Origin of the sequence: Amycolatopsis magusensis, assembly GCF_017875555.1 — a bacterium.
Classification (GTDB): domain Bacteria; phylum Actinomycetota; class Actinomycetes; order Mycobacteriales; family Pseudonocardiaceae; genus Amycolatopsis; species Amycolatopsis magusensis.
This window is the reverse complement of sequence record NZ_JAGGMS010000001.1, coordinates 3,047,147-3,067,769: the sequence shown is the minus strand read 5'-3', so window position 1 is coordinate 3,067,769 and position 20,623 is coordinate 3,047,147. Positions and strand designations below refer to the sequence as shown.

22 protein-coding genes are annotated in these 20,623 nt (G+C 70.4%); 4 read left to right on the top strand and 18 right to left on the bottom strand.

From position 1 onward, the window contains the following. Positions 1 to 162: 162 nt before the first annotated feature. The 6 genes from JOM49_RS13975 to JOM49_RS13950 form a co-directional block, all read right to left on the bottom strand. Positions 163 to 1,095: a S8 family peptidase gene (locus JOM49_RS13975; RefSeq protein WP_245369325.1), complete on the bottom strand. Its 933-nt coding sequence runs from the start codon at positions 1,093 to 1,095 to the stop codon at positions 163 to 165. A gap of 50 nt (positions 1,096 to 1,145) precedes the next feature. Next, positions 1,146 to 1,910, bottom strand: coding sequence for an SDR family NAD(P)-dependent oxidoreductase (locus JOM49_RS13970; protein WP_209664722.1), 765 nt, complete (start codon positions 1,908 to 1,910; stop codon positions 1,146 to 1,148). Further along, complete coding sequence (locus tag JOM49_RS13965; protein ID WP_209664721.1) at positions 1,911 to 3,329, bottom strand: mannitol dehydrogenase family protein; 1,419 nt, start codon at positions 3,327 to 3,329, stop codon at positions 1,911 to 1,913. A gap of 7 nt (positions 3,330 to 3,336) precedes the next feature. Further along, entirely contained in the window at positions 3,337 to 4,143 is an 807-nt protein-coding gene (locus JOM49_RS13960; RefSeq protein ID WP_209664720.1) for an Ldh family oxidoreductase, read from the bottom strand. Between the two features lie 119 nt (positions 4,144 to 4,262). After that, the gene (locus tag JOM49_RS13955; protein WP_209664719.1) at positions 4,263 to 5,039 is read right to left on the bottom strand and encodes an ESX secretion-associated protein EspG; all 777 of its coding nucleotides are present in this window, start codon (positions 5,037 to 5,039) and stop codon (positions 4,263 to 4,265) included. A 28-nt stretch (positions 5,040 to 5,067) separates the two neighbouring features. Further along, positions 5,068 to 6,516 (bottom strand): hypothetical protein, encoded by a 1,449-nt coding sequence (locus tag JOM49_RS13950; protein ID WP_209664718.1) that lies wholly within the window; start codon positions 6,514 to 6,516, stop codon positions 5,068 to 5,070. 240 nt (positions 6,517 to 6,756) lie between these two features. Here JOM49_RS13950 and JOM49_RS13945 point away from each other — a divergent pair, with 240 nt between their 5' ends. Further along, the gene (locus JOM49_RS13945; protein ID WP_209663709.1) at positions 6,757 to 7,962 is read left to right on the top strand and encodes an IS110 family RNA-guided transposase; all 1,206 of its coding nucleotides are present in this window, start codon (positions 6,757 to 6,759) and stop codon (positions 7,960 to 7,962) included. Between the two features lie 21 nt (positions 7,963 to 7,983). On the opposite strand, the gene JOM49_RS13940 is transcribed toward JOM49_RS13945, so the two are convergent. The 3 genes from JOM49_RS13940 to JOM49_RS13930 form a co-directional block, all read right to left on the bottom strand. Next, positions 7,984 to 8,532, bottom strand: coding sequence for a hypothetical protein (locus tag JOM49_RS13940; protein ID WP_209664717.1), 549 nt, complete (start codon positions 8,530 to 8,532; stop codon positions 7,984 to 7,986). A gap of 11 nt (positions 8,533 to 8,543) precedes the next feature. After that, positions 8,544 to 9,068: a hypothetical protein gene (locus JOM49_RS13935; protein ID WP_209664716.1), complete on the bottom strand. Its 525-nt coding sequence runs from the start codon at positions 9,066 to 9,068 to the stop codon at positions 8,544 to 8,546. Positions 9,069 to 9,236: 168 nt separating this feature from the next. Further along, complete coding sequence (locus tag JOM49_RS13930; protein ID WP_209664715.1) at positions 9,237 to 9,929, bottom strand: LuxR C-terminal-related transcriptional regulator; 693 nt, start codon at positions 9,927 to 9,929, stop codon at positions 9,237 to 9,239. Positions 9,930 to 10,228: 299 nt separating this feature from the next. On the opposite strand from JOM49_RS13930, the gene JOM49_RS13925 reads away from it, so the two are divergent. Beyond that, positions 10,229 to 10,690, top strand: coding sequence for an ANTAR domain-containing protein (locus JOM49_RS13925; protein WP_209664714.1), 462 nt, complete (start codon positions 10,229 to 10,231; stop codon positions 10,688 to 10,690). A 13-nt stretch (positions 10,691 to 10,703) separates the two neighbouring features. Here the strand turns inward: JOM49_RS13925 and JOM49_RS13920 are convergent, their stop codons facing one another. Continuing rightward, positions 10,704 to 10,997, bottom strand: a complete 294-nt coding sequence (locus JOM49_RS13920; RefSeq protein WP_113698167.1) for a WhiB family transcriptional regulator — start codon at positions 10,995 to 10,997, stop codon at positions 10,704 to 10,706. A 61-nt stretch (positions 10,998 to 11,058) separates the two neighbouring features. Further along, complete coding sequence (locus JOM49_RS13915) at positions 11,059 to 12,027, bottom strand: aldo/keto reductase (RefSeq protein ID WP_209664713.1); 969 nt, start codon at positions 12,025 to 12,027, stop codon at positions 11,059 to 11,061. A 75-nt stretch (positions 12,028 to 12,102) separates the two neighbouring features. Here JOM49_RS13915 and JOM49_RS13910 point away from each other — a divergent pair, with 75 nt between their 5' ends. Continuing rightward, on the top strand, positions 12,103 to 12,795 hold the full coding sequence (locus JOM49_RS13910) for a FadR/GntR family transcriptional regulator (RefSeq protein WP_209664712.1): 693 nt from the start codon (positions 12,103 to 12,105) through the stop codon (positions 12,793 to 12,795). 7 nt (positions 12,796 to 12,802) lie between these two features. On the opposite strand, the gene JOM49_RS13905 is transcribed toward JOM49_RS13910, so the two are convergent. From JOM49_RS13905 to JOM49_RS13880, 6 genes are read right to left on the bottom strand one after another with little or no spacing between them, the layout of a single operon-like run. Further along, complete coding sequence (locus JOM49_RS13905; RefSeq protein ID WP_209664711.1) at positions 12,803 to 13,828, bottom strand: ABC transporter permease; 1,026 nt, start codon at positions 13,826 to 13,828, stop codon at positions 12,803 to 12,805. Continuing rightward, positions 13,809 to 15,323 carry a sugar ABC transporter ATP-binding protein gene (locus JOM49_RS13900; protein ID WP_209664709.1) on the bottom strand — a complete coding sequence of 505 codons (1,515 nt, stop codon included), beginning with the start codon at positions 15,321 to 15,323 and terminating at the stop codon, positions 13,809 to 13,811. The genes JOM49_RS13905 and JOM49_RS13900 overlap by 20 nt, the downstream gene beginning before the upstream one ends. Beyond that, positions 15,320 to 16,354, bottom strand: coding sequence for a sugar ABC transporter substrate-binding protein (locus JOM49_RS13895; RefSeq protein WP_282769609.1), 1,035 nt, complete (start codon positions 16,352 to 16,354; stop codon positions 15,320 to 15,322). The genes JOM49_RS13900 and JOM49_RS13895 overlap by 4 nt, the downstream gene beginning before the upstream one ends. A 24-nt stretch (positions 16,355 to 16,378) precedes the next feature. Then, a complete protein-coding gene (locus JOM49_RS13890) occupies positions 16,379 to 17,125 on the bottom strand; it encodes an SDR family NAD(P)-dependent oxidoreductase (RefSeq protein ID WP_209664708.1) in 747 nt (248 codons plus the stop codon). Further along, entirely contained in the window at positions 17,122 to 18,420 is a 1,299-nt protein-coding gene (locus tag JOM49_RS13885; protein WP_209664707.1) for an enolase C-terminal domain-like protein, read from the bottom strand. The genes JOM49_RS13890 and JOM49_RS13885 overlap by 4 nt, the downstream gene beginning before the upstream one ends. Continuing rightward, the gene (locus tag JOM49_RS13880; RefSeq protein WP_209664706.1) at positions 18,420 to 19,274 is read right to left on the bottom strand and encodes a fumarylacetoacetate hydrolase family protein; all 855 of its coding nucleotides are present in this window, start codon (positions 19,272 to 19,274) and stop codon (positions 18,420 to 18,422) included. Before JOM49_RS13880 ends, JOM49_RS13885 begins: the two co-directional genes overlap by 1 nt. A gap of 235 nt (positions 19,275 to 19,509) precedes the next feature. On the opposite strand from JOM49_RS13880, the gene JOM49_RS13875 reads away from it, so the two are divergent. After that, on the top strand, positions 19,510 to 19,773 hold the full coding sequence (locus tag JOM49_RS13875) for a hypothetical protein (protein WP_209664704.1): 264 nt from the start codon (positions 19,510 to 19,512) through the stop codon (positions 19,771 to 19,773). Position 19,774: 1 nt separating this feature from the next. Here JOM49_RS13875 and JOM49_RS13870 read toward each other — a convergent pair whose 3' ends face one another. After that, positions 19,775 to 20,584: an SDR family NAD(P)-dependent oxidoreductase gene (locus JOM49_RS13870; protein WP_209664702.1), complete on the bottom strand. Its 810-nt coding sequence runs from the start codon at positions 20,582 to 20,584 to the stop codon at positions 19,775 to 19,777. Positions 20,585 to 20,623 lie beyond the last annotated feature (39 nt).

The window sequence follows — 20,623 nt, the reverse complement described above, 5'->3', positions numbered from 1 at the left end:
GCCCCGGTCCTTCCTCTTTTACGGATCGGTAGGTCGGTTCAGGCACGTTACCGTGTTAGTCCCGCACACCGGGAGTTGAAGTCCAGGTGATGGACATCATTCACCGTACGGGTTGCGCCCCAGGTCAGGGCGTGAGTGCCCTCCCGCCACCCACCACCACCCTCAACGGAGCTGCGCACTGACCAGCGAAAAGAGCAGCCTGTTCGGCGTCCCCGCGGGAACCCCCGTCAGCTTGTCCTTCGTGGCCGCGTCGACCACGGCCTGGGCGGTCTGCGGAGCGGTCGCGGCGGGGTGCAGCGCCCGGTAGAGCGCCGCCGCGCCGGTCACGTGCGCGGCCGCGGTGGAGGTGCCGGAAAGCACCCGGACGCTGCCGTCGGGCGCGGGTGACGGAATCGACACGCCGGGTGCGTACAGGTCCACCGAGGCCCCGTAGTTCGACGAACTCGCCGCCCGGTCCTGCCGATCGGACGAGGCCACGGTCAGCGCCTCGGCCACCCTCGCCGGGGAGAACTTGCCCGCGTCGGTCGCCGAACCACCGGCGGGCACGGCGACCGGCACCACGGCGGCCAGCCCGCGCACGGCGTTGTCGATCGCGGTGTTCGGCGAACCGCCGACCCCGAGGACCGCCACGGCGGGTTGCACCGCGTTCCTGGCCACCCAGTCGATCCCGGCCACCACGGTCGACACCGAGCCGCTGCCGTTGGCGTCCAGCACGCGCACCGGCACGATCTTCACGTCCTTGGCCACGCCGTACTGCTCGCCGCCGATGATCGAGGCGAGGTGCGTGCCGTGCCCGTTGCCGTCGGCCGCGTTGTCGTCGCCGTCGACGAAGTCCTTGCCCGCCAGCAGTTGCCCGGCGAGATCGGGCACGGAACTCACGCCGGTGTCGATCACGTACGCGGTCACCGTCTCGGCACGCGTCTCGTAGCGGTAGAGCTGGTCGAGCCCGGCCCGCTGGTCGATCCGGTCCAGGCCCCAGCTCGGCGGGTTCGGCTGCTCACCGGGGCCCGCGTGCGCGGGCGCGGCGAGGGCGAGCAAAGCGACAGCGCTGACAGCGCTCGACATGGTGACGGCTCGTACCCGGCGAAGTGTCATGAACTCCTTCTACGCGGCGGACGCGGGGAAGGACACCTACCAACGGCTGGTCAGTAGAGCACGTGCTTGCCGCCGTCGACGATGACCGCCTCACCGGTCACCAGGTCCATCATCAGCACCCCGAGCACCGCCTGCGCGACGTGCTCCGGACCGGAGATCTCACGCAACGGCACCGTTTCCCGCTCGGCCCTGGCGCGTTCCTCGAAGGCTTCGGCGCCGTGCAACCCGGTCTGCCAGCGGGTGGCGACGGTGCCGGGCGCGATCGCGTTCACCCGGACGTGCGGTGCCAGGCCCACCGCGAGGTTCCGGGTCAGCTGCAGCAAGGCCGCCTTGCTCACGCCGTAGGCCACCGAGGAACCGCCCGCGCGGTATCCGGCGATCGACGCCACGTTGACCACCGCGCCCCGTGCTTCGGTCAGCGCCGGGGCGAACGCGCGTACGCAGTGGAACGGGCCGAGCAGGTTCACGTCGAGCACCTGGTGCCAGACGTCGTCGGTGAGCGAGTCGAGATCGGCGTGCGGCACGCGGAAGGTGGTACCGGCGTTGTTGACCAGTACGTCGACGCGGCCGAAGCGCTCGAGCACGCGCCCGGCGAGCGCCCGCACCTGCGCGTCGTCGGCCACGTCGGCCTGCTCGGCCACCGCGTCGCAGCCCAGCGCGGCGAGGTCGGCCACGGTCTGTTCCGCGTCTTCGGCCGACCGCGAGTAGTTGACGACCACGCCCGCCGCCCCGGCTTCGGCCAGTGCCAGCGCGGTCGCGCGGCCGATCCCGGTGCCACCGCCGGTCACCACGGCGACCGTTTCCTTGAGCCGCACTCAGTTCCCCTCTTCCGTCATGCGGCGCACGGTCGCCCGCACCCCGTCCACCTCGATCGCGCGCAGGGCGTCCGCGATGAGGTCGCGGAAGGTCCTCGACGCACGCAGGTCTTCCGGGCAACCCCGCCACGCCGCGAGCAACCGGTCGAGGTCGGGCGCGGCGGCGAGTTCCCGGCTGTCGTCGTCGAGTTCCTTGGCACCACGCAGGAAACTGATCCAGCCCGCGATGCCGAGGCAGATCAGCCGCGGCTCCTGGCCCGCTTCGATCAGTTCGCGGGCCGGTTCGAGCAGGCGCTGCGGGAGTTTCCGCGCGCCCTGCGCGGCGATCTGCGTGAGCCGGTGGTCGATGCGGGGCGTGGCGAGACGCCGCAGGAGCCGTTCCGCGTCGTCGGTCGCGACGTCTCCCAGGCTGGGACCGGTTTCGCCGCACACGAGCGCCCGGACGTACCCGGCGAAATCCTGTTCCCGCACCAGTTCCGCGGTCGTCCCGAGCCCGGCGAGCAGCCCGAGGTAGGCGATCGCGGAATGGGTTCCGTTGACCAGCCGCAGTTTCCGGGCCTGCGCGGCGGAGATGTCCGGCACGAACCGGGCGCCCACCCGGTCCCAGGCCGGGCGCGGGCCGTCGAAGTCCTCGATCACCCACTGCCGGTAGCCCTCACCGGCCACAGCGGCCAGGTCGACCAGGCCCAGTCGCGCCTCCACCTCGCGCAGGCAGTCCTCTGTGGTCGCCGGCACGATCTGATCGACCACAGTGGACGGAAAGGCCACGTGGTCGTGGATCCACCCGGCGAGCGCGGAATCGCCCAGCCTGCCGCAGAAGTCCTGCACCAGGCCCGCGACCACCTTGCCGTTGTCGAGCAGGTTGTCGCAGGAGAGCACGGTGATCGGCGCGTCCTCACCACGGGAGCGCCGCGCGCGCAGGCCGTCGACCAGCTGGCCGATCACCGTGTGCGGCGGGCGCCCGGCCAGATCGGCGGCCAGCTCCGGATCGTCGTGCCGGAGCAGGTTCGTGGCCGGGTCGTGGTGGTAGCCCGCTTCGGTGACCGTGATCGTGACGATCCGGCACTCGCTCGAAGCCAGCGCGGCCCGCACCGCGTCCGGTTGCCGGTAGAGCACCTCGCGCACGCAGCCGATCAGGCGGAACCGCTCGTTCGGGCCGCGCTCGACCACGGTGAACAGGCCGTCCTGCGGGTTCAGCGCGTCGGCCGCGCCGCTGCCGCGGTAGCTCACCCCGCGGATCGCCCAGTCGCCCGGCTCGACGAGCAGCGCCTGCTCGGTCAGCGCCGCCTGGTGCGCGCGGTGGAAGGCGCCGATGCCCAGGTGCAGGATGCCCGCGCCGATGTCGTCGGCCTGCACGCTGTCGAGCAGTTCGGGCCGGCTCGCACCCAGCGTCGTCCGGCTCAGCCGCGGCACGGCCATCGTTGACTCACCTATCCGTTCCATCCGACAAAAGTGCCCGGAGCCCGGCCAGGTCCGGCGCCGGGATCGGCACCCCGTCCGCGGCCCGGCGGCGGCGGACGAGCTCTTCCGGCTCCCCGGGTACCCCGGAAAGGCTCTCACAGAACGTTTCCGCCTGTTCCCGGAAAACCGCCGGGTTGAGGAAAGCCGCGATGTCCACCGCCACCAGCACGGTACCGGCGTCGCTGTCGTAGCCGGGCATCCCGGGCAGGCCGTGCCCGGAGAGCAGGCCGCCGACCAGCGCGGCGAAGATCTCCGCACCCGGTGAGGCGGCGCCGTCGAAGATCAGGGGCGGGCTGCCGGTAGCGCGCGGCAACGCCCACGCCACCGGGGTGGTCGCGGCGTTGCCGAAGGCGAGCGCCACGAGTCCGGTGTCGGCCAGCGCGCCGACGTACTCGCCGAGCCTGCCCACGTCGTTGCCGTCCCGGATCGCCGCGACCCCACTGCCGTGCTCGACGGCGAGCACGCTCAGTTCGCGCACCGCGTGCACGGCGCACAGCTGCCCGAAGGCGCGCTGACCGTGCACGATCACCGCGCCCGGGCGGATCGCCTCCGCTTTCGGCCGGGCCCGCGGGTCGATCTCCCCCGAGCGCACCTGCGGGATGTAGGTGAGCAGCCGCCGGACGCCGAGTTCGTCGTGGCCGAGCAGGTTGGACCGGACCAGGGAACCGGCCACCACCGCCGCCTGCGCCGATGGGGTGCCCGCCGCCTGGAGGATGCCGTCGGCCAGCGAATGCAGCAGCGCGGCGGACAGCAGTGGGTCCGAGTTGTCCATACCACCCCGTTCCTCGGCGTTGACCAGCGGGGACGGGGGATTTTGCCAGGTCGGGCCGCGGTTGGGAAGCGGCGGGGTCCCGGTCTGTCCGATGTGGACGGATCGGGGTGGTGGGTGGGTCAGCGGTCGTCGCGGGCGCGGGCGATCCGGTCGTGGATCCAGCGCCGGAGGTGGCTGCCGTCCGACGGCACGAAGTGGCGCCGCTTCGAGCCGTCGGAGAGCTTCTCCCCGATGATCACGAACCGGCCCCCCTGGGTGTCGAACAGTTGCACCCCGCCCTGGGCGTTGAGCCTGCCGTCGCGGCCGCGGACCCACAGGTCGAACACGCCGAACCGGCCGACCGGCCAGCTGAAGAAGGCCTGCGCGGCCCGGTGGTCGGCGGGTTCGGTCTCCCCGTAGGCGTCGATGAGGTCGCGGGGGTTGATCTCGTCCTCCTCGACCGGTTTGACGCGCTTGGGCTGCTCGGTCACCGCGACCGGGCGCAGGTTCACCGGACCGAGGTGCGGCAGGTAGCGCATCAGCCCGGCGACCAGGTCGTCGGCGTGGCAGGCCTCGAAGGAGATCTGGTCGCCGACCTGGCCGCTGAGCACGCCCGCGAGGTGCTCGGAGACGGCGCGGTAGCGGATGTCGCGCTGGCCCTCCTCCTGGTTGAGGCGGCCGGTGATCAGCACCTCGGGGCGGTACCAGACGCGAAGCAGGTTCTCCACGTCCGGGTCGAGCTTGTCGCCCTTGGCCAGGCGGGCGTCGCGCAGCTGCTGCCAGGCCTTTTCGCGCACGCGCTGCCGTTCGCCGGTGGTCGCCCCGGCGTAGGGCACCTCGAACGGCGGCGGCACCAGCGCGGTGCCGAACCGCTCGCCGAGCACGTCGATCACCGTTGTGGGCAGCCAGAATTCCATCGGCACGGCGGTTTTCGGGCCTCTCGGATCAGGAGCCGATGACCGGCGGCACCGGCTTGGCGCCGTCGATGCCTTCGGCGGGCTTGGCGTCGAACAACTCGTCGGGGTCCTCGCCCTGGAGGTAGTCGGGGCGCTTCTTGTCCTTGTCCTCTTCCTTGCCCTTGCCCGCTCCGGCGCCCATGCCGCCGGCACCCATGCCGGCGCCGGTCTTGCCCCCGGTCGAGGCCGCCGCGGCGGCTCCGCCGCGCATGGTCCCGTCCTTGGGCACGGCACCGGAGCCGGAACCGGACCCTGTGCCCTTGCCCGCGCCCGCGGCCTGCTCGCCGGCCTTGGGAACGCTGCCCGCGGGCGTGCCGCCCAGCCGCCCGGCGGCGCCGGCGGACCCCTTCGGCGGGTTGTAGGTGCCACCACCGGACACCCGCGCCCCCGCGCTGGGGTTGCCGAACTTCATGCCGCCCTTGCCGGTCGGCGTACGGGTCTTGTCCGAGCCGAGGCCCCCGAGGTTGCCCCCGCCCAACTGCCCCGCGATCGCCGGCGGGGTCGCACCCTTGAACCCACCCCCAGGCGGCGTCCCCCCGGTGACCGGCGCAGGCCCACCCGTGTTGTACCCGGGGCCCACACCGCCGGGCCCGGACCCGACGTACCCGCCACCAGGCAGCCCACCGCCGGTCGGCGCCGGCGTCCCGCCACCCACCACAGACGGCCCGGCGACCGGCGTACTCGGCTGCCCACCCCCCAACGTCGGCGGCGCGGCGAAAGAGGGTTGCGTGGAGCCGGTCTCGTAGAGGGTGTTGTCCATCGTGTGCATGACCTGGGCCGCCTGCTGGTGCGCGGCCTGGGAGGCTTCTTGTTTGGCGCTCATCTCCTCGAGCGCCTTGACCCCCTGCATGCTGGCGTCGAAGCCGCCGCTCTGGAAGGCCTGCTGCGCCTTGGCCATCTCCTCCGCCTGATTGAACGGCACCGGCTCAGGCATCGAATTCTGCGCGTTCACCACAGCCGCCGACTGCTGCGAATACCTGTTGGACGCGAGGTCGACCCCGTGAGAGGCACCGTCAACCCAATTGGCGCTCTGCTTCACAAAACCGTGGACCTGGGCAGCGCCCTCACCCTGCCATACCGCCTGCTCGTTGTTGACGGCCGCGTGCAGGTCGTCGCTCAAGCTTTTCAGGGTATCGCGTGTATCGGCAAGCACCCTGCCCTGGGCGTCGACCAACCCCGGATCCCCGGAATGCGCCATCTCGTACAGCGCCTGATGTTCGTTGGCCAAGTACTCCTGGTCGGATACAGCGAGTCCATCACGGAAGGTTTGCCCTTCCATAAGCGACTGACCCCGCGCCACCGAGTACGCACGTGCCTGCGCTTCAGCGTCCGAACGGGCGGTCGGTTCCGCGAAGATGTTGCCCTGTCCACCGCCGGCTTGCGTATAGGCATCGGTGTAGACGTCGGCTTCGTACTTGGCGCCGCTGACCTCGGCCATGACTGATCCCCCCGTTACCTTTTTCATAGTTCCTGATCAAGGAGCTGTGGTCGCCAGGTTCGGCATGACTGATGCCCCCAGTCGAGTCCATGATCCGGGGGGTGGTGTCACCGGGCCTGGCGGCATCGAGGGACCGCTGATAGGGACACGGCCACCCCGCCGGGTAGGTCTCGTCGTAACGTGGGTGCCGGCCATCGATGCCTGACCGGCGACCACCCGCGACGGACGAAAGACGCGTGCATGAGCAGCAGTTTCGGCGTGTTCCTCGGTCTTGACGTCGGCAAAGAATCCCACCACGCGGTGGGCCTGGACCCGGCCGGGAAGAGGCTGCACGACGGCCCCTTGCCCAACAGCGAACCCAAACTGCGAGCGCTGTTCGACAAACTCGCCAGCCACGGGCCGCTGCTGGTGGTCGTCGATCAGCCCGCGACGATCGGCGCGCTGCCGGTCGCTGTCGCGCGAGCCCACGGGCACCAGGTCGCCTATCTGCCCGGACTGGCGATGCGCCGGATCGCCGACCTCTATCCCGGGCGGGCGAAGACCGACGCCCGCGACGCGTTCATCATCGCCGACGCGGCCCGCTCGCTGCCACACACGCTGCGCCCGGTCGACGTCGGTGACGACACCCTGGCCGAGCTGGAGGTCCTGGTCGGCTTCGACGACGACCTGGCCGGTGAGGCCACCCGCCTCGGCAACCGCATCCGCGGGCTGCTCACCGGCGTCCATCCCGCCCTCGAACGCGCGATCGGCCCGAAGATCAGTCATCCGGCGGTCCTGGAAATCCTGTCCCGCTGCGGCGGCCCCACCGGAATCCGCAAGGCCGGGCGCCGCAAACTCACCGCGATAGCGAAGGCCCACGCCCCGCGCATGGGCGACAAACTGGTCGAGGCGATCATGACCGCGCTCGGCGAGCAGACTGTCACCGTCCCCGGAACCACCGCCGCGGACACCGTGCTGCCCAGACTCGCCGACAGCCTGAAAACCGTGCTCCAGCAACGCACACAGCTCGCCACCGAGGTCGAGGAGATACTCGATGCGCACCCTCTTGCCGGGGTCCTGACCTCCATGCCGGGCATCGGGGTCAGGACCGCCGCCCGCATCCTGCTCGAGATCGGCGACGCCTCCAACTTCGCCAGCTCCGCACACCTGGCCGCCTACGCCGGCATCGCCCCGGTCACCCGCGCCTCGGGCACCAGCATCAAAGGCGAACACCCCGCCCGCACCGGCAACCGCAAACTCAAACGCGCGTTCTTCCTCGCCGCCTTCGCCGCACTGCACGATCCGGCCAGCCGCACCTACTACGACCGCAAAAGAGCCGAAGGCAAGAAACACAACGCCGCCCTCATCTGCCTCGCCCGACGCCGCTGCGACGTCCTCTACGCCATGCTCCGCACCGGCACCCACTACCGACACCCCGAACCAGCCCACACCGCGGCAGCCGCTTGACAAACCCATAGGGACACCCCCCTAACCTCTCGGCAGTTTCGGCTCGATCTCTGTTCCCATGGTCGCAGCCAATTCACACGCCTCGGCGGTGGGCCGGTTGGATCCGAGCACAATCGTCACCACCGCGCGAGCTTTCGCGGCAACCTCGATACCTATTTGGCACCCGCCCCCGTCACCCCTGACGTCCTCCACGCGCAGCAACCGCCTGCCGTTCAGATCACCGGTGAACTTCTTCTCGGGACTGCCTTTGAGGTCATCGATGCTCTGCTGGTCATCGAGGTAGAACGTGGTGCTCGCACCGCTTTTGCTAGCAGTGCATCCATTGTCCCCGCCGATATCAGTGGGCTCCCCAGCAGGGAATCCTTGCGCCGGAAGCACCGGGTCCAGGAGTTCACACGCCTTGGTGTCGCCGAAGATTCCCCGGGAACTCTCGCCCCCCGTTGGGGGGACAGGTGACAACTCGCCGGACTGCGTCGCCGGGTCGGGGGTCGGCCGACCCGGCTCCTCACCAGCACAGCCAACTGTCGTCAAGCTGGCCATCAACACCATTCCGATACCGAGCGATCGCATGTGTCTCTGCTTCATTCGTGCTCGATCGACTTGAACGTCATGCTTATTTCTTCGTCTCCTTCGCGATACGAACGAGTCGCGGTCTGAATCGCCTCCCGGAGCGCCATGAGACCATTTTCCAGAAGTTCGAGGTTAGGCATCAGCGAAGCCTCATCGCTGTCAATGACACTTACATCGTGTTCGGCCACAATGGTGGCGTAAGGGCCATTTCCCAGACCTGGCCGCAGAGAAAGGTCGAACATCTCACTCTTGAGACGCGGCCAGGAACCATCAATGAAGTTGTCGATCGCTTTGACAAAAGCTTCACCGGCACCGGGTTCGATCGCGAACCCTCCACCGTCAGGTCCCGCGCTCGCCAACTCTTTGATCTTGCCTACGTCCTGGTTGAACTTCGCGACGGCATCATCGTCAAGGGGATCGAAGGCGAACAAGCTGTCCAGAAAGTTGCTGCCGGCGTCCCCCGCTGCCGGTGGCGGCTGGGTCCCACTCGGAGTTCCCGCCTGCGACTCGGCATCGAAGCGCATTTCTCCGGCCATGTCCGTCTGCCCCTCCCTGAAGACCCGCCCCCGGCGACCGCTTGTGTTCAGCCCAACACGCTAGCAGTCATGCCCGGGTGAAGGGAGCGTTCCGCCCAACTCCGGTGATCGACACCGGACGTGTAACCCCTGTTCAGCGCGGGTTCACCCGGTCGGGCGTCGGGCAGGTCACTGTCCTGGGCTTTTCCTCAGGCCCGAGTGGATGCGGGGTTGCATACCGGCGGCACGCGCCAGCGACGCTGCCTCCAGGCGGCTGTGCACCTTCAGCTTGCTGAAGATGTTGTGCGTGTGCGTCCGCACCGTGTTCACCGAGAGGAACAGCTCCGCCGCGATCTGGCTTCCCCGCTTCCCTTCCACGATGCCCAGCAGCACATCCCGCTCGCGCGCGGACAGCACGTCCAGCGGCCCGTTCGAGTCGCGGACCCGCTGCACATCGGCACGCAACTCCGCCAGGACGAAGCCCAGGAGGTCCGGCGAAAAATAAGCCTTCCCCACGCAGACCCCGTGCAGGACCGCGACCAGGTGCTCGGTCGAGCTGTCCTTGCCGACCCACGCCGTCGCGCCCCAGCGGGCGGCTACTACCGCCTGCACCGGGTCGTGGCTGCCGGTCAGGATCACTATGCGGGCGTCGGGGGCCGCGGCGCCGAGGCGGCCGAGGAGGTTCGCCGTCGCCGGGCCGACGGGCTGGATGTCGACGGTGATCACGTGCGGCCTGGCCCTGGCCACCGCGTCCACCAGCCCCGGGTCCGCGGTCGAGCTGCGGCCCACCACCAGCAGGCCGCCCACGGCGGACAGCTTGGCCGCCAGCGCCTCCGCCAGCAGCTCCTGATCATCGACGAGAAAAGCACGCACCGGATTCACCCGAACACCCTGCGACACCACCACGTGATTGTCCTCATCCAAGTGCACGAGAATCACGGACTAGTCCGCCTGGCCGGACCCCGAATTCCGGCGCTGGCGCGGGGATCTTTAAAGTGGACCGGTACGCGGTTGAGCAAGCAGCCGCAGCGAGACGCTGCGTGTCGTGCTGCCGCTGCCTTCAGCCCGCATGTCACCCCGGCGTCCGCACGCCTGCCGACCGAGGGGAGACAACTCATGCCCGAAAAACCGCACCGCCGACGCTCCTGCGCGCGCTGAACCCGGGCGGGCACCTCGAGGTGGTGGCTACTGACGGAACCGGCGTCGACGAACTGCAGCGCCGGGTCAAAGAACTACAGGCGGAACTCGACGGGCTCCGCCGTGCCCTGCGCAGCCGCGCCACCATCGAGCAGGCCATGGGCGTGCTCGTCGTCGCTCACCGCTGCACCCCGCAGCAGGCCTTCCGCCTGCTGATCCGGTTGTCGCAGCAGCACAACGTGAAACTGCACCGGGTGGCGGGCATGCTGGTGCAACTCGCCGCCAAGGCGGAAACGCACCAGCTCGAAGCACTGCTGAAGCAGGCCGCGGCCACCGAAGGCACGGAAGAGGCGGGATCCGGGGCCGACGAGTCGGACACCGCTCTGGTGGAAGCGGCACGCAATCTCGACGGCGGTTCCCCGGAAGGGCTGGCGGAGCTGCACAAGCTCCTGCTCGACCGGGGCTGGATCCCGCCCTACACCGTGCTGGCGGCGGCGCTGGAGTGACGCTGAGCCGGGCTCAGGCCACCGGGAGCTGGCGCCGCCGCGCGATGGCTTCGCGGCGCTCGCTCTCGTCCAATCCGCCCCACACCCCGAACGGTTCTTCCACCGTCAGGGCGTGGTGCCTGCATTCCACGATCACCGGGCAGCTCTGACAGATCTGTTTCGCCCTGGCCACCCGGTCGGCACGCGCGAAGCCGCGCTCCCCGTCCGGGTGGAAGAACATCGAGCTGTCGAAGTTCCGGCAATTCCCCTTGCGCTGCCACTCCCAAGTCTCCGCGACGGGCTCGGGGAGCCGAGACGTGTCCGCCATGAAGATCACCTCCGCCATCAAGCTGGGTCGCTGACGCGGTGTTACCCACTTCCCCCGATTGCTACACCTCGGCTGGGGAGACCGCGTCCGGACGGAGCAGCCCCGAGTCCGCCAGATCGGGCCAAACGGACGCGGGCACGGGCCGCCGTGCGCGCGCCAGATTGGCGCTGACCTGCGACGGGGTGTGCGCGCCGAGCACCACGGCGGCCACCGCGGGATGCCCGGCGGGCAAAGCGATCGCGGCTTGCGGGAGTTCCACATCGTGGTGGGCGCAGACTTCGGCGATCCGCGCCGCCCGCTCGACGAGCTCCGCCGGAGCCTCTGCGTAGTCATACATTGCGCCGGGGGTGGGCGTGGCGAGGATGCCGCCGTTGAACACCCCGGCCGCCACCACCGCCACCCCGCGCTCCCGGCACAACGGCAGCAGTTCGTCCAGTGCGCGCTGGTCGAGCAGGGTGTAGCGGCCGGCGATCAGCACCACGTCCAGGTCGGACCGCCGGACGAACTCGGCGGGCATGGCCGCCTGGTTCATGCCGACGCCGACCGCGCCGATCACGCCCTCCTCCCGCAGTTCGATCAAGGCGGGCAGGGCTTCGTCGAGCGCGGCCGCGAAGTGCGCGTCGGGGTCGTGCACGTACACGATGTCCACCCGATCGAGACCGAGCCGCCCGAGGCTCTCCTCCAGTGACCGCCGCACGCCGTCGCGGCTGAAGTCCCACACGCGCCGGTAGGTCGCGGGCACGTCGAACCCTTGGTCGTCACGCCGTCCGGCTCCCGGCGGGTCGGGCTCCAGCAGTCGGCCGACCTTGGTGGACACCACGAACTCGTCACGCGGAAGACCGGCGAGCACGGCACCCAGGCGCCGTTCCGACAACCCGAGGCCGTAGTGCGGCGCGGTGTCGAAGTAGCGGACGCCTTCCTCCCACGCCCGTTCGACCGTCGCCGCCGCGACTTCGTCCGTGATCGCCGTGTAGAGGTTGCCGAGCTGGGCGCAGCCGAGCCCCCAGCGTCCGAGACGGGTCAGCGGCATCGGCCGGCTCCTTTCGTGGCAATCTGGCAGCACACCGGAAACATCCGAGGTCTGGGGGAAGGCGAGGGGCGCACGATGCCGGTCACCGACGAGGCCATCGACAAGATCAAGGGCATGATCATCTCGGGCGAGCTGGCCCCCGGCGACCGGCTGCCCAAGGAAGCCGAGCTGGCCCAGCGGCTCGGCCTGTCCCGCAGTTCGCTGCGCGAGGCGGTCAAGGCGCTGTGCCTGATCCGGGTGCTCGACGTCCGCCAGGGCGACGGCACGTACGTCACCAGCCTCGAGCCGAACCTGCTGCTGGACGCGATGACCTTCGTGGTCGACTTCCACCGCGACGACACCGTGCTCGACTTCCTCGCCGTGCGCCGGATCCTCGAGCCCGCCGCGACCGCGCTGGCCGCGCAGCACATGACCGAGCCCGATCTCGTCGAACTCCGGAAGCTGCTCGACGAACTGGAAGAAGCGCCGACCGTGGAAGCGATGGTGGCCAACGACCTGGCCTTCCACCGGAAGATCGCCGACGGCTCCGGCAACCCGGTGCTGTGTTCCCTGCTCGACAGCCTCTCGGGGCCGACCACGCGCGCCCGCATCTGGCGCGGCCTCACCCAGGAGGGCGCGGTCGCGAAGACCAGGGAGCAGCACGAGGCCATCTACGAAGCCATCGCCGCCCGCGAGCCGGAGCTCGCGCGGTCCTGGGCCACCGTGCACGTGGCCGGGGTGGAGCAGTGGCTGCGCAACGCACTGGGCACCGCCGAGAATCCCGCCTGACCCCCGGTCACGTCTGTGGTTTCCCGCCGGTGAAGCGCGCGATCATCAGCGCGACGAGGATGATGCCGCCGTAGAGCGCCTGGATCCAGAACGAGGGCACCTGCGCCAGCGTCAGCAGATTCTCCACCACGGCCAGCAGCAGCACCCCGGTGAGCGCGCCGAACATGGTGCCGCGCCCGCCGTCGAGCGAGATGCCGCCGATCACCGCGGCGGCGAACACGGTGAAGATCATCCCGTCGCCCTGGTTGGCGTTGATCGCGCCGACGTACCCGGTCATCACCAGCCCGCCCAGTGAAGCCAGCACGCCGGCCACCACGAAGACCAGCCACGAGATCCGGTCGACGCGGATGCCCGCGGCCCGTGCGGCTTCGCGGTTGCCGCCGATCGCGTACAGCGCCCGGCCGACCCGGTGGTACCGCAGCACGAACCCGGTGATCGCGTAGGCGGCCGCCGCCAGCCACACCGACGCGGGCAGGCCGAGGAAGGTTTCGGTGGCCAGCGCGAAGAAGGCGTCCGGCATCTCGAAGAGCGTCTTGCCCTCGGTCAGCCCGACCAGCAGGCCGCGCAGCACGATCAGCATCGCCAGGGTGACGATGAACGCGTTGAGCTGCAGCTTGACGATCAGGAACCCGTTGAACGTGCCGATCACCGCGCCGACCAGCACGATCACCAGCAACCCCACCGGGGTGGGCAGTTCGGTGCCGAACCCGGCGGCCAGCGCCGGGATCACCAGCATGGCGCCGAGCACCGGCGCGATGCCGACGGTCGACTCCAGCGACAGGTCGAACTTGCCGGAGATCAGCACCAGCGACTCCCCGAGCACCACCAGCGCCAGCGCGGCGGACGCGCCGAGGATGCTGATAAGGTTGTCCGTGGTGAGGAAGCGGTCGTTGACCAGCCCGCCGACCACCAGCAGCACACCCAGTGCGGGCAGCAGCGCCAGTTCCCGCAGCCGCGGCAGGTGGCGTCGTCGCGCGGCCGCGACCGGCGCGGCCTGGTGCCTGGTCGCCGGTTCAGTGTTGGTTTCGGTCACCGCGTTGCACCCCTTCGATGTCCGCGACCAGCTCGCCGTCGGACCAGCCCGCCCGGTGTTCGGCGACCAGCCGCCCGGCCCGCAGCACCAGCACCCGGTCGCTCGGGCGCAGGTCGTCCAGTTCGTCGCTGACGATCAGCACCGCCTTGCCCTCGGCACGCACCCGGTCGACCACCGCGAGCAGCGCCTCCTTCGACTTCACGTCCACCCCGGCGGTCGGGTTGATCAGCACCAGCAACGCCGGATCGGTGGCCATCGCCCTGGTCAGCACCACCTTCTGCTGGTTGCCGCCGGACAGGTCGGCCACCGGCTGGTCCGGTCCGGCGGCCACCACGCCGTAGTCCGCGATGGACCGCTCGGTGACCGCCCGGCGCGCGTTCGGTGGCGCGGTGCCCGCCCGGCCCAGCCGGTCGAGCACGGTCATCGTGGTGTTGTCCGCGATGGACAGCCCGAGCACCAGGCCCTGGTGGTGCCGGTCCCGCGGCACGCAGCCGACACCCGCGGCCAGCGCGGCGCCGACATCTCCCGCGGGCAACGGCTTCCCGGCGACGCGCACCGATCCGGCGGCCGGGACACGCAGGCCGTAGACCGTCTCGGCGAGCTGGTGCTTGCCGCTGGCGTTGCTCCCGGCCAGCCCGAGCACTTCCCCGCGCCGCACGCCGAACGACACGTCCTCGAAGGAATCCCCGGACAGGCCATCGACTTCCAGTGCGAACCCGGTGCCTTCGGGCAGCGGCTCGCGCGCGGCACCGTCGGCGACCACGAGGCCGCCTTCTTCCCCGGTCATCGCGTCGACCAGCTCGGCGCGGCTGATCCGGTCGACCGGCGCGGTCAGCACGTGCCGCGCGTCGCGTAGCACGGTCACCGCCTGGCAGACCTCATGCACCTCCTGCAGGTGGTGGGAGATGTAGAGGAAGGTGACCCCGCCCGCCTGCAATTCCCGCATCCGCGCGAACAGCCGGTCGATCGCCTGGCTGTCCAGTTGCGCGGTGGGCTCGTCGAGCACGATGAACCGGGCGCCGTAGGACAGCGCGCGGGCGATCTCCACCAGCTGGCGGTCTTCGACGGACAGCTCCCCCGCGGTCAGGTCGGGGTCCACCGCAACCCGCCACGACTCCAGCAGTTCCGCCGCCTGCCGGCGCAGCTTCGACCAGCTGATCACGAACCGGCCGGTCGGCTGCCGGTTGAGGAAGAGATTTTCCGCCACGCTCAGGTGCGGGATGACCGTGGAGTGCTGGTACACGCAGGCGACCCGGGTCCGCCACGCCTCGCGGTCGGCCACCGGCGGCGCCGGGCGGCCGCCGAACTCCACCGCGCCGGTGTCCGGTTTGGACAGTCCGGTGAGGAGGGACACCAGGGTCGACTTGCCCGCGCCGTTGCGACCGACCAGCGCGTGCGACTCCCCCGGCCGCACGGTCAGGCTGACCTCGTGCAGCGCGGTCGTCGGGCCGTAGCGCTTGCCCACGCCCAGCACGCTCGCGACCGGGGCGCTCACAGCTGGTTGCCCCAGAGGCCGGGGTCGTCCACGTTGTCCTTGGTCACCACCGGCGCGGGCAGCTGGTCCTCGAGGATGCCGGGCCGGGTCTCCACGATCGTGCTGCCGTGGTCGGTCGGGCCGGGCCGGAACACCTCACCCGCCATCGCCCGTTTGACGTAGTGCAGGCCGTACTTGGCGTAGGCGTCGGCGGGCTGGGACACGGTGGCGTCCAGTTCGCCCTTGCGGATCGCCTCCAGTTCCTGCGGGATGCCGTCGTTGCTGACCAGCACCACGTGCTTCGGGTCGCCGACCGGGAAGTAGAGGTTCTTGCGCTGCAAGGCCTGCACGGTCGGTGCCAGGTAGACCCCGCCCGCCTGCATGTACACCGCCTTGACGTCCGGGTTCGAGGTGAGCACGCCCTCCAGGCCGGACGCGGCCTTGTCCGCCTTCCACTCCGCCGGGACCTCGAGCACCTGCAACGCCGGGAACTTGGTCTTCACGCAGTCGCGGAAGGCTTCCGAGCGCTCACGCCCGTTGACCGAGGCCAGATCGCCCATGATCTGGACGACCTTGCCCGCGCCGACCTTGCCGCCGATGTGCTCGCACGCCTTGACGCCGTAGGCCCGGTTGTCCGCGCGCACCACGATGGCCACCTTGCCGCCCTCGGGCGCCACGTCCACCGCGACCACCGGCACGCCCTTGCGCTCGGCCTGCTCCAGCCCGGCGACCACGGCCGCCGAGTCCAGCGGAGTCACCACCAGGCCCTTGACGCCCTGGTTGAGCAGGTTGTTCAGATCGGTGATGAGCTTGGTCGGATCGCTGTTGGCGTTGACCGTGGGCAGCGCCTCGACGCCCTCGGCGGTGGCCATCTGCGGTACGTAGTTGTTGTAGGCCTGCCAGAACGGCGAGGTCAGCAGCGGCACGGTGGCGCCGACCTGCCCGCCCCCGCCGGGAGCCGGTGCGGCCGCGTCCTTGGTGGAGCCGCAGGCGCCGAGCGCCAGCGTGAGCACCGCGGCCGTCGCCGCGGCCTTGATCACCTTGTTCCGCACCGCATCCTCCTTGATGCCAGCTGGTCAGTGGTTCCGGACGGGCCCCCGGGGCCGCAGTCCGTACATGCCGCCGTCGACGGCCAGTGCCGTGCCGGTGGTGGAGGCCGCCGCCGGGCTGGCCAGGTAGGCGATCGCGTGCGCGACCTCGTCGGCGGTGACCAGCCTGCCCATCGGCTGGCGGGCTTCGAGCGCGGCGCGTTCGGCCTCCGGATCGGCGGCCGAGTCGAGCAGCCTGCCCACCCACGGTGTGTCGGCCGTGCCGGGGCACACGCAGTTGACCCGGATCCGGTCGGGCAGGTGGTCGGTGGCCATCGCCAGGGTCAGCGCCAGCACCGCGCCCTTGCTCGCCGAGTACAGCGCACGCCCCGGCAATCCTTGCCACGCCGCGATCGAGCAGGTGTTGACGATGACCGCGGCGTCGGAGCGGCGCAGGTGCGGCAACGCGGCGCGGGTCACCCTGGCCATGCCGACCACGTTGACGTCGAGCACCCGGTGCCATTCCTCGTCGTCGTTGGCGGTGACGTCGCCCTGCGCGCCGATGCCGGCGTTGTTCACCAGCACGTCGATGCGGCCGTGGCGCTCGGCCACCGCTTCGATCGCCGCGCGCACCTGCGCGTCATCGCTGACGTCACAACGGAAACCGTCTGCGCCGGGGTTCAGGTCGAGCACGGCCACTTCCGCGCCGCGCGAAGCCAGCGTGGCGGCGACCGCCGCGCCGATGCCCGAGGCGCCACCGGTGACCACGGCGACGCGGTCCTCGAAGTCAGTCATGCGTTCTCCGTCCACTCAGGACCGTCCGGGAACCGGAACCGCCGGAGCGTGGCGTCGTGCATCCGGGCGGAGAAGCCCGGTTCGTGCGGCGCCAGGTACCGCCCCGCGCGCACCTTCGCCGGATCGGTGAAGTGCTCGTGCAGGTGGTCGACCCATTCGATGGAGCGGTCGCGGTCGGTGGCCGAGACGGCCACGTAGTCGAACATGGACAGGTGCCGGACCAGCTCGCACAGCCCGACCCCGCCGGCGTGCGGGCAGACCGGGATGCCGAACTTGGCCGCCAGCAACAGGATCGCCACGTTCTCGTTGACCCCGCCGACCCGGCACGCGTCCAGTTGCAGCACCGAGATCGCGCCGGCCTGCAGCAGTTGCTTGAACACCACGCGGTTCTGCACGTGCTCGCCGGTGGCCACCCGGATCGGCGCGATGGCCTCGGCGATCGCCTGGTGCCCCAGTACGTCGTCGGGCGAGGTGGGTTCCTCGATCCAGTACGGGTCGAACGGTGCCAGCGCGGCCATCCAGCGCACCGCGGCGTCGACGTCCCAGCGCTGGTTGGCGTCGACCGCGATGCGGACCCCGTCGCCCACGGCCTCCCTGGCCAGTTTCATCCGGCGGATATCGTCCTCGAGGTCCCCGCCGACCTTCAGCTTGATCATGTCGAAGCCGTCGGTCACCGCCTGCCTGGCCAGCCGGACCAGCTTCGCGTCGGAGTAGCCCAGCCAGCCCGGCGAGGTGGTGTAGGCGCGGTACCCGTTGGCCAGCAGGTGTTCCGTGCGCTCGGCGCGGCCCGGTTCGGCCTGCCGCAGGATGTCCAGCGCGTCCTGTTCGGTGAGCGCGTCGCTGAGGTAGCGGTAGTCGACCAGCCCGGCGATCTCCTCCGGGCTCATCTCCGCGAGGAACCTCCACAGTGGACGCCCGGCCCGGCGGGCGGCCAGGTCCCACGCGGCGTTGACCACCGCGCCGACGGCCATGTGCGCCACGCCCTTTTCCGGCCCCAGCCAGCGCAACTGGGAATCACCGACCAGAGCGGCGGACAACGCGGCCAGGTCGCCCGCGGTTTCGGGCACCTCCTTGCCGACGACGTGCCCTTCGAGCGCCTGGATCGCCGCGGCCTGCACGTCGTTGCCACGGCCGATGGTGAAGGTGAGGCCGTAGCCGTCGGGCCCGCCATCGGTGTGCAACACCAGATAGGCCGCCGAATAGTCCGGGTCCGGATTCATCGCGTCCGAGCCGTCCAGCTCCCGCGAAGTGGGGAACCGGACGTCGAGCACTTCCATCCCGGTGATCCGCGCCATCAGGCGGGCTCCAGGGTCTGGCGTTGCCTGCCCAGCCCGGCGATCTCCAGTTCCACCACGTCCCCGGCCCGCAGGTACGGCTTGGGTTCGGGCTGTCCCATGGCGACGCCCTCCGGCGTGCCGGTGTTGATCAGGTCGCCGGGCCGCAGCACCATGAACTGGCTGATGTAGTGCACCACCTCGGCGACGGTGAAGATCATGTCCTTCGTGGTGGACCGCTGGCGCACGACTCCGTTGACCGACAGGGAAAGCGCGAGGTCCTGCGGGTCGGCGAGCTCGTCGGCGGGCACCAGCCACGGCCCCAGCGGGTTGAAGTTCTCGCACGACTTGCCCTTGTCCCAGGTGCCCCCGCGCTCGAACTGGTACGCGCGCTCGGTGACGTCATGGGAGATGGCGTACCCGGCGACGTGCGCGAGCGCGTCCTCCGGGCTGTCGAGGTACCGGGCGGTGCGGCCGATCACTACACCGAGCTCGACCTCCCAGTCGGTGGCCGTGGAGCCGCGCGGGATCAGGATCGGATCCTCCGGGCCGACCACCACGTCCGGCGCCTTCATGAACAGCACCGGTTCGCTGGGGATGGGCGCGCCGGTTTCCTCGGCGTGGCGCCGGTAGTTCAGCCCGACGCAGACCACTTTGCCCGGCCGGGCGATGGGCGGGCCGACCCGCAGTCCGGCTTCGCCCGCCGAGGGCAGTTCACCGGCGTCGATCGCGGCGCGCGCCCTGGCGAGGCCGTCGGCGGCCAGGAAGGCGCCGTCGATGTCGGCGGTGAGCGGGCTCAGGTCGTGGAGGACGCCGTCCGCCGAACGCGCGTAGGGCCGTTCGGCTCCAGGGTCACCGAGGCGCAGCAACTGCACAGGTCTTCCTTCCTCGAGCAGACATCCGATGTATACCGCAACACAGTGCGCATATCTAGAGACGACCCGGGACGAACCCGCTGAGTGATCCGATCAGTGGCGGGCGGACAGGACTACTCCTCAACTCCAGCACGCGGCGGCGAGCGCCGACAAGTCCGCGTTCCGCCAAACCGGTGGCCGATCGGCCCGGCACCCGCTAGTTTCGGCCGTTCCAACCAACTGGGGGTATACCGAAATGAAGAACGCCGTCACCAGACTCGGCGCGACCACGCTGGCCGTGGCCGCCCTGTTCGTCACCGCGCCGGCGGCGCACGCCGGGCAGACACCACCGGTGCTCGCGCCGATGAGCCCGTCGAACTGGGACTCCACCCACCCCAACCAGGCGTCCTGCGAAATGGCGGGGCAGTGGCTGCAGATGGGCAACTCCGGGCTGACCTACCGCTGCTTCCTGCGGGGCAACCCGCCGCGCTGGGAACTGTGGGTCAACCAGCCGGGCTGAGTCAGAGGGCTCGCTTGACCACCGCGCTGACGACGCGCTGGTAGGCCGAGCCGAGCACCCGGGGCAGGGCGTCGAGCAGGTAGGCATCCGGGCCGACCAGGATCTTGGCCTGCTCGCGCTCCACCCCGCGGACAATGATGCGCGCGGCCTTCTCCGGCGTGGTGAGGGCGATTTCGTCGAACCGCTTCCCGCCTCGCTCCGCCTCCGGGATGCCGCGCGCGTCGCGGGCGATGTTGGTCTTGATCCCGCCGGGGTGCACGCAGCTCACGCCGACCGGGTGCCCGGCCAGGCGCATCTCCTGGCGCAGCGCCTCGGTCACGCCGCGTACGGCGAACTTCGTCGCGTTGTACGCCGACTGCGTCGGCACCGCGATCAGGCCGAACACGCTGGAGATGTTGACCAGGTGGCCGTCCCCGGAGTCGATCAGGTGCGGCAGGAACGCCTTGCTGCCGTGCACCACGCCCCAGAAGTTGACCCCGACGATCCAGTCGAGGTCGTCCCAGCTCATCGAGGCGAAGTCCGACATCAGCGCCACGCCCGCGTTGTTCACCACCAGGTTGACCTGGCCGAAGTCGGCGCGGACGGCGTCGGCGTGCGCCAGCACCGCGGCGCGGTCGGCCACGTCGAGCACGTAGGACCGGGCCTCGGCACCCGCCTTTTCGCAGTGCGCCGCCGTTTCGGCCGCGCGTGCGACGTCCACATCGGACACCGCGAGCCGCGCGCCACGGGCGGCCAGGTTCAGCGCGAGTGCGCGGCCGATGCCCGAACCGGCGCCGGTGATCACGGCGACCTTCCCCGCGAACTGGCGCATGACGTGCTCCTCTTCGGAAATACCGCACTTTAGGGAGTA

Coding starts and splice junctions, on each gene's coding strand:
- JOM49_RS13950 (WP_209664718.1), bottom strand. CDS start 6,516: ATGGCCGAGGTCAGCGGCGCCAAGTACGAAGCCGACGTCTACACCGAT.
- JOM49_RS13965 (WP_209664721.1), bottom strand. CDS start 3,329: ATGGCCGTGCCGCGGCTGAGCCGGACGACGCTGGGTGCGAGCCGGCCC.
- JOM49_RS13940 (WP_209664717.1), bottom strand. CDS start 8,532: ATGCGATCGCTCGGTATCGGAATGGTGTTGATGGCCAGCTTGACGACA.
- JOM49_RS13960 (WP_209664720.1), bottom strand. CDS start 4,143: ATGGACAACTCGGACCCACTGCTGTCCGCCGCGCTGCTGCATTCGCTG.
- JOM49_RS13890 (WP_209664708.1), bottom strand. CDS start 17,125: ATGACTGACTTCGAGGACCGCGTCGCCGTGGTCACCGGTGGCGCCTCG.
- JOM49_RS13870 (WP_209664702.1), bottom strand. CDS start 20,584: ATGCGCCAGTTCGCGGGGAAGGTCGCCGTGATCACCGGCGCCGGTTCG.
- JOM49_RS13885 (WP_209664707.1), bottom strand. CDS start 18,420: ATGGCGCGGATCACCGGGATGGAAGTGCTCGACGTCCGGTTCCCCACT.
- JOM49_RS13915 (WP_209664713.1), bottom strand. CDS start 12,027: ATGCCGCTGACCCGTCTCGGACGCTGGGGGCTCGGCTGCGCCCAGCTC.
- JOM49_RS13875 (WP_209664704.1), top strand. CDS start 19,510: ATGAAGAACGCCGTCACCAGACTCGGCGCGACCACGCTGGCCGTGGCC.
- JOM49_RS13920 (WP_113698167.1), bottom strand. CDS start 10,997: ATGGCGGACACGTCTCGGCTCCCCGAGCCCGTCGCGGAGACTTGGGAG.
- JOM49_RS13955 (WP_209664719.1), bottom strand. CDS start 5,039: ATGGAATTCTGGCTGCCCACAACGGTGATCGACGTGCTCGGCGAGCGG.
- JOM49_RS13935 (WP_209664716.1), bottom strand. CDS start 9,068: ATGGCCGGAGAAATGCGCTTCGATGCCGAGTCGCAGGCGGGAACTCCG.
- JOM49_RS13945 (WP_209663709.1), top strand. CDS start 6,757: ATGAGCAGCAGTTTCGGCGTGTTCCTCGGTCTTGACGTCGGCAAAGAA.
- JOM49_RS13910 (WP_209664712.1), top strand. CDS start 12,103: ATGCCGGTCACCGACGAGGCCATCGACAAGATCAAGGGCATGATCATC.
- JOM49_RS13975 (WP_245369325.1), bottom strand. CDS start 1,095: ATGACACTTCGCCGGGTACGAGCCGTCACCATGTCGAGCGCTGTCAGC.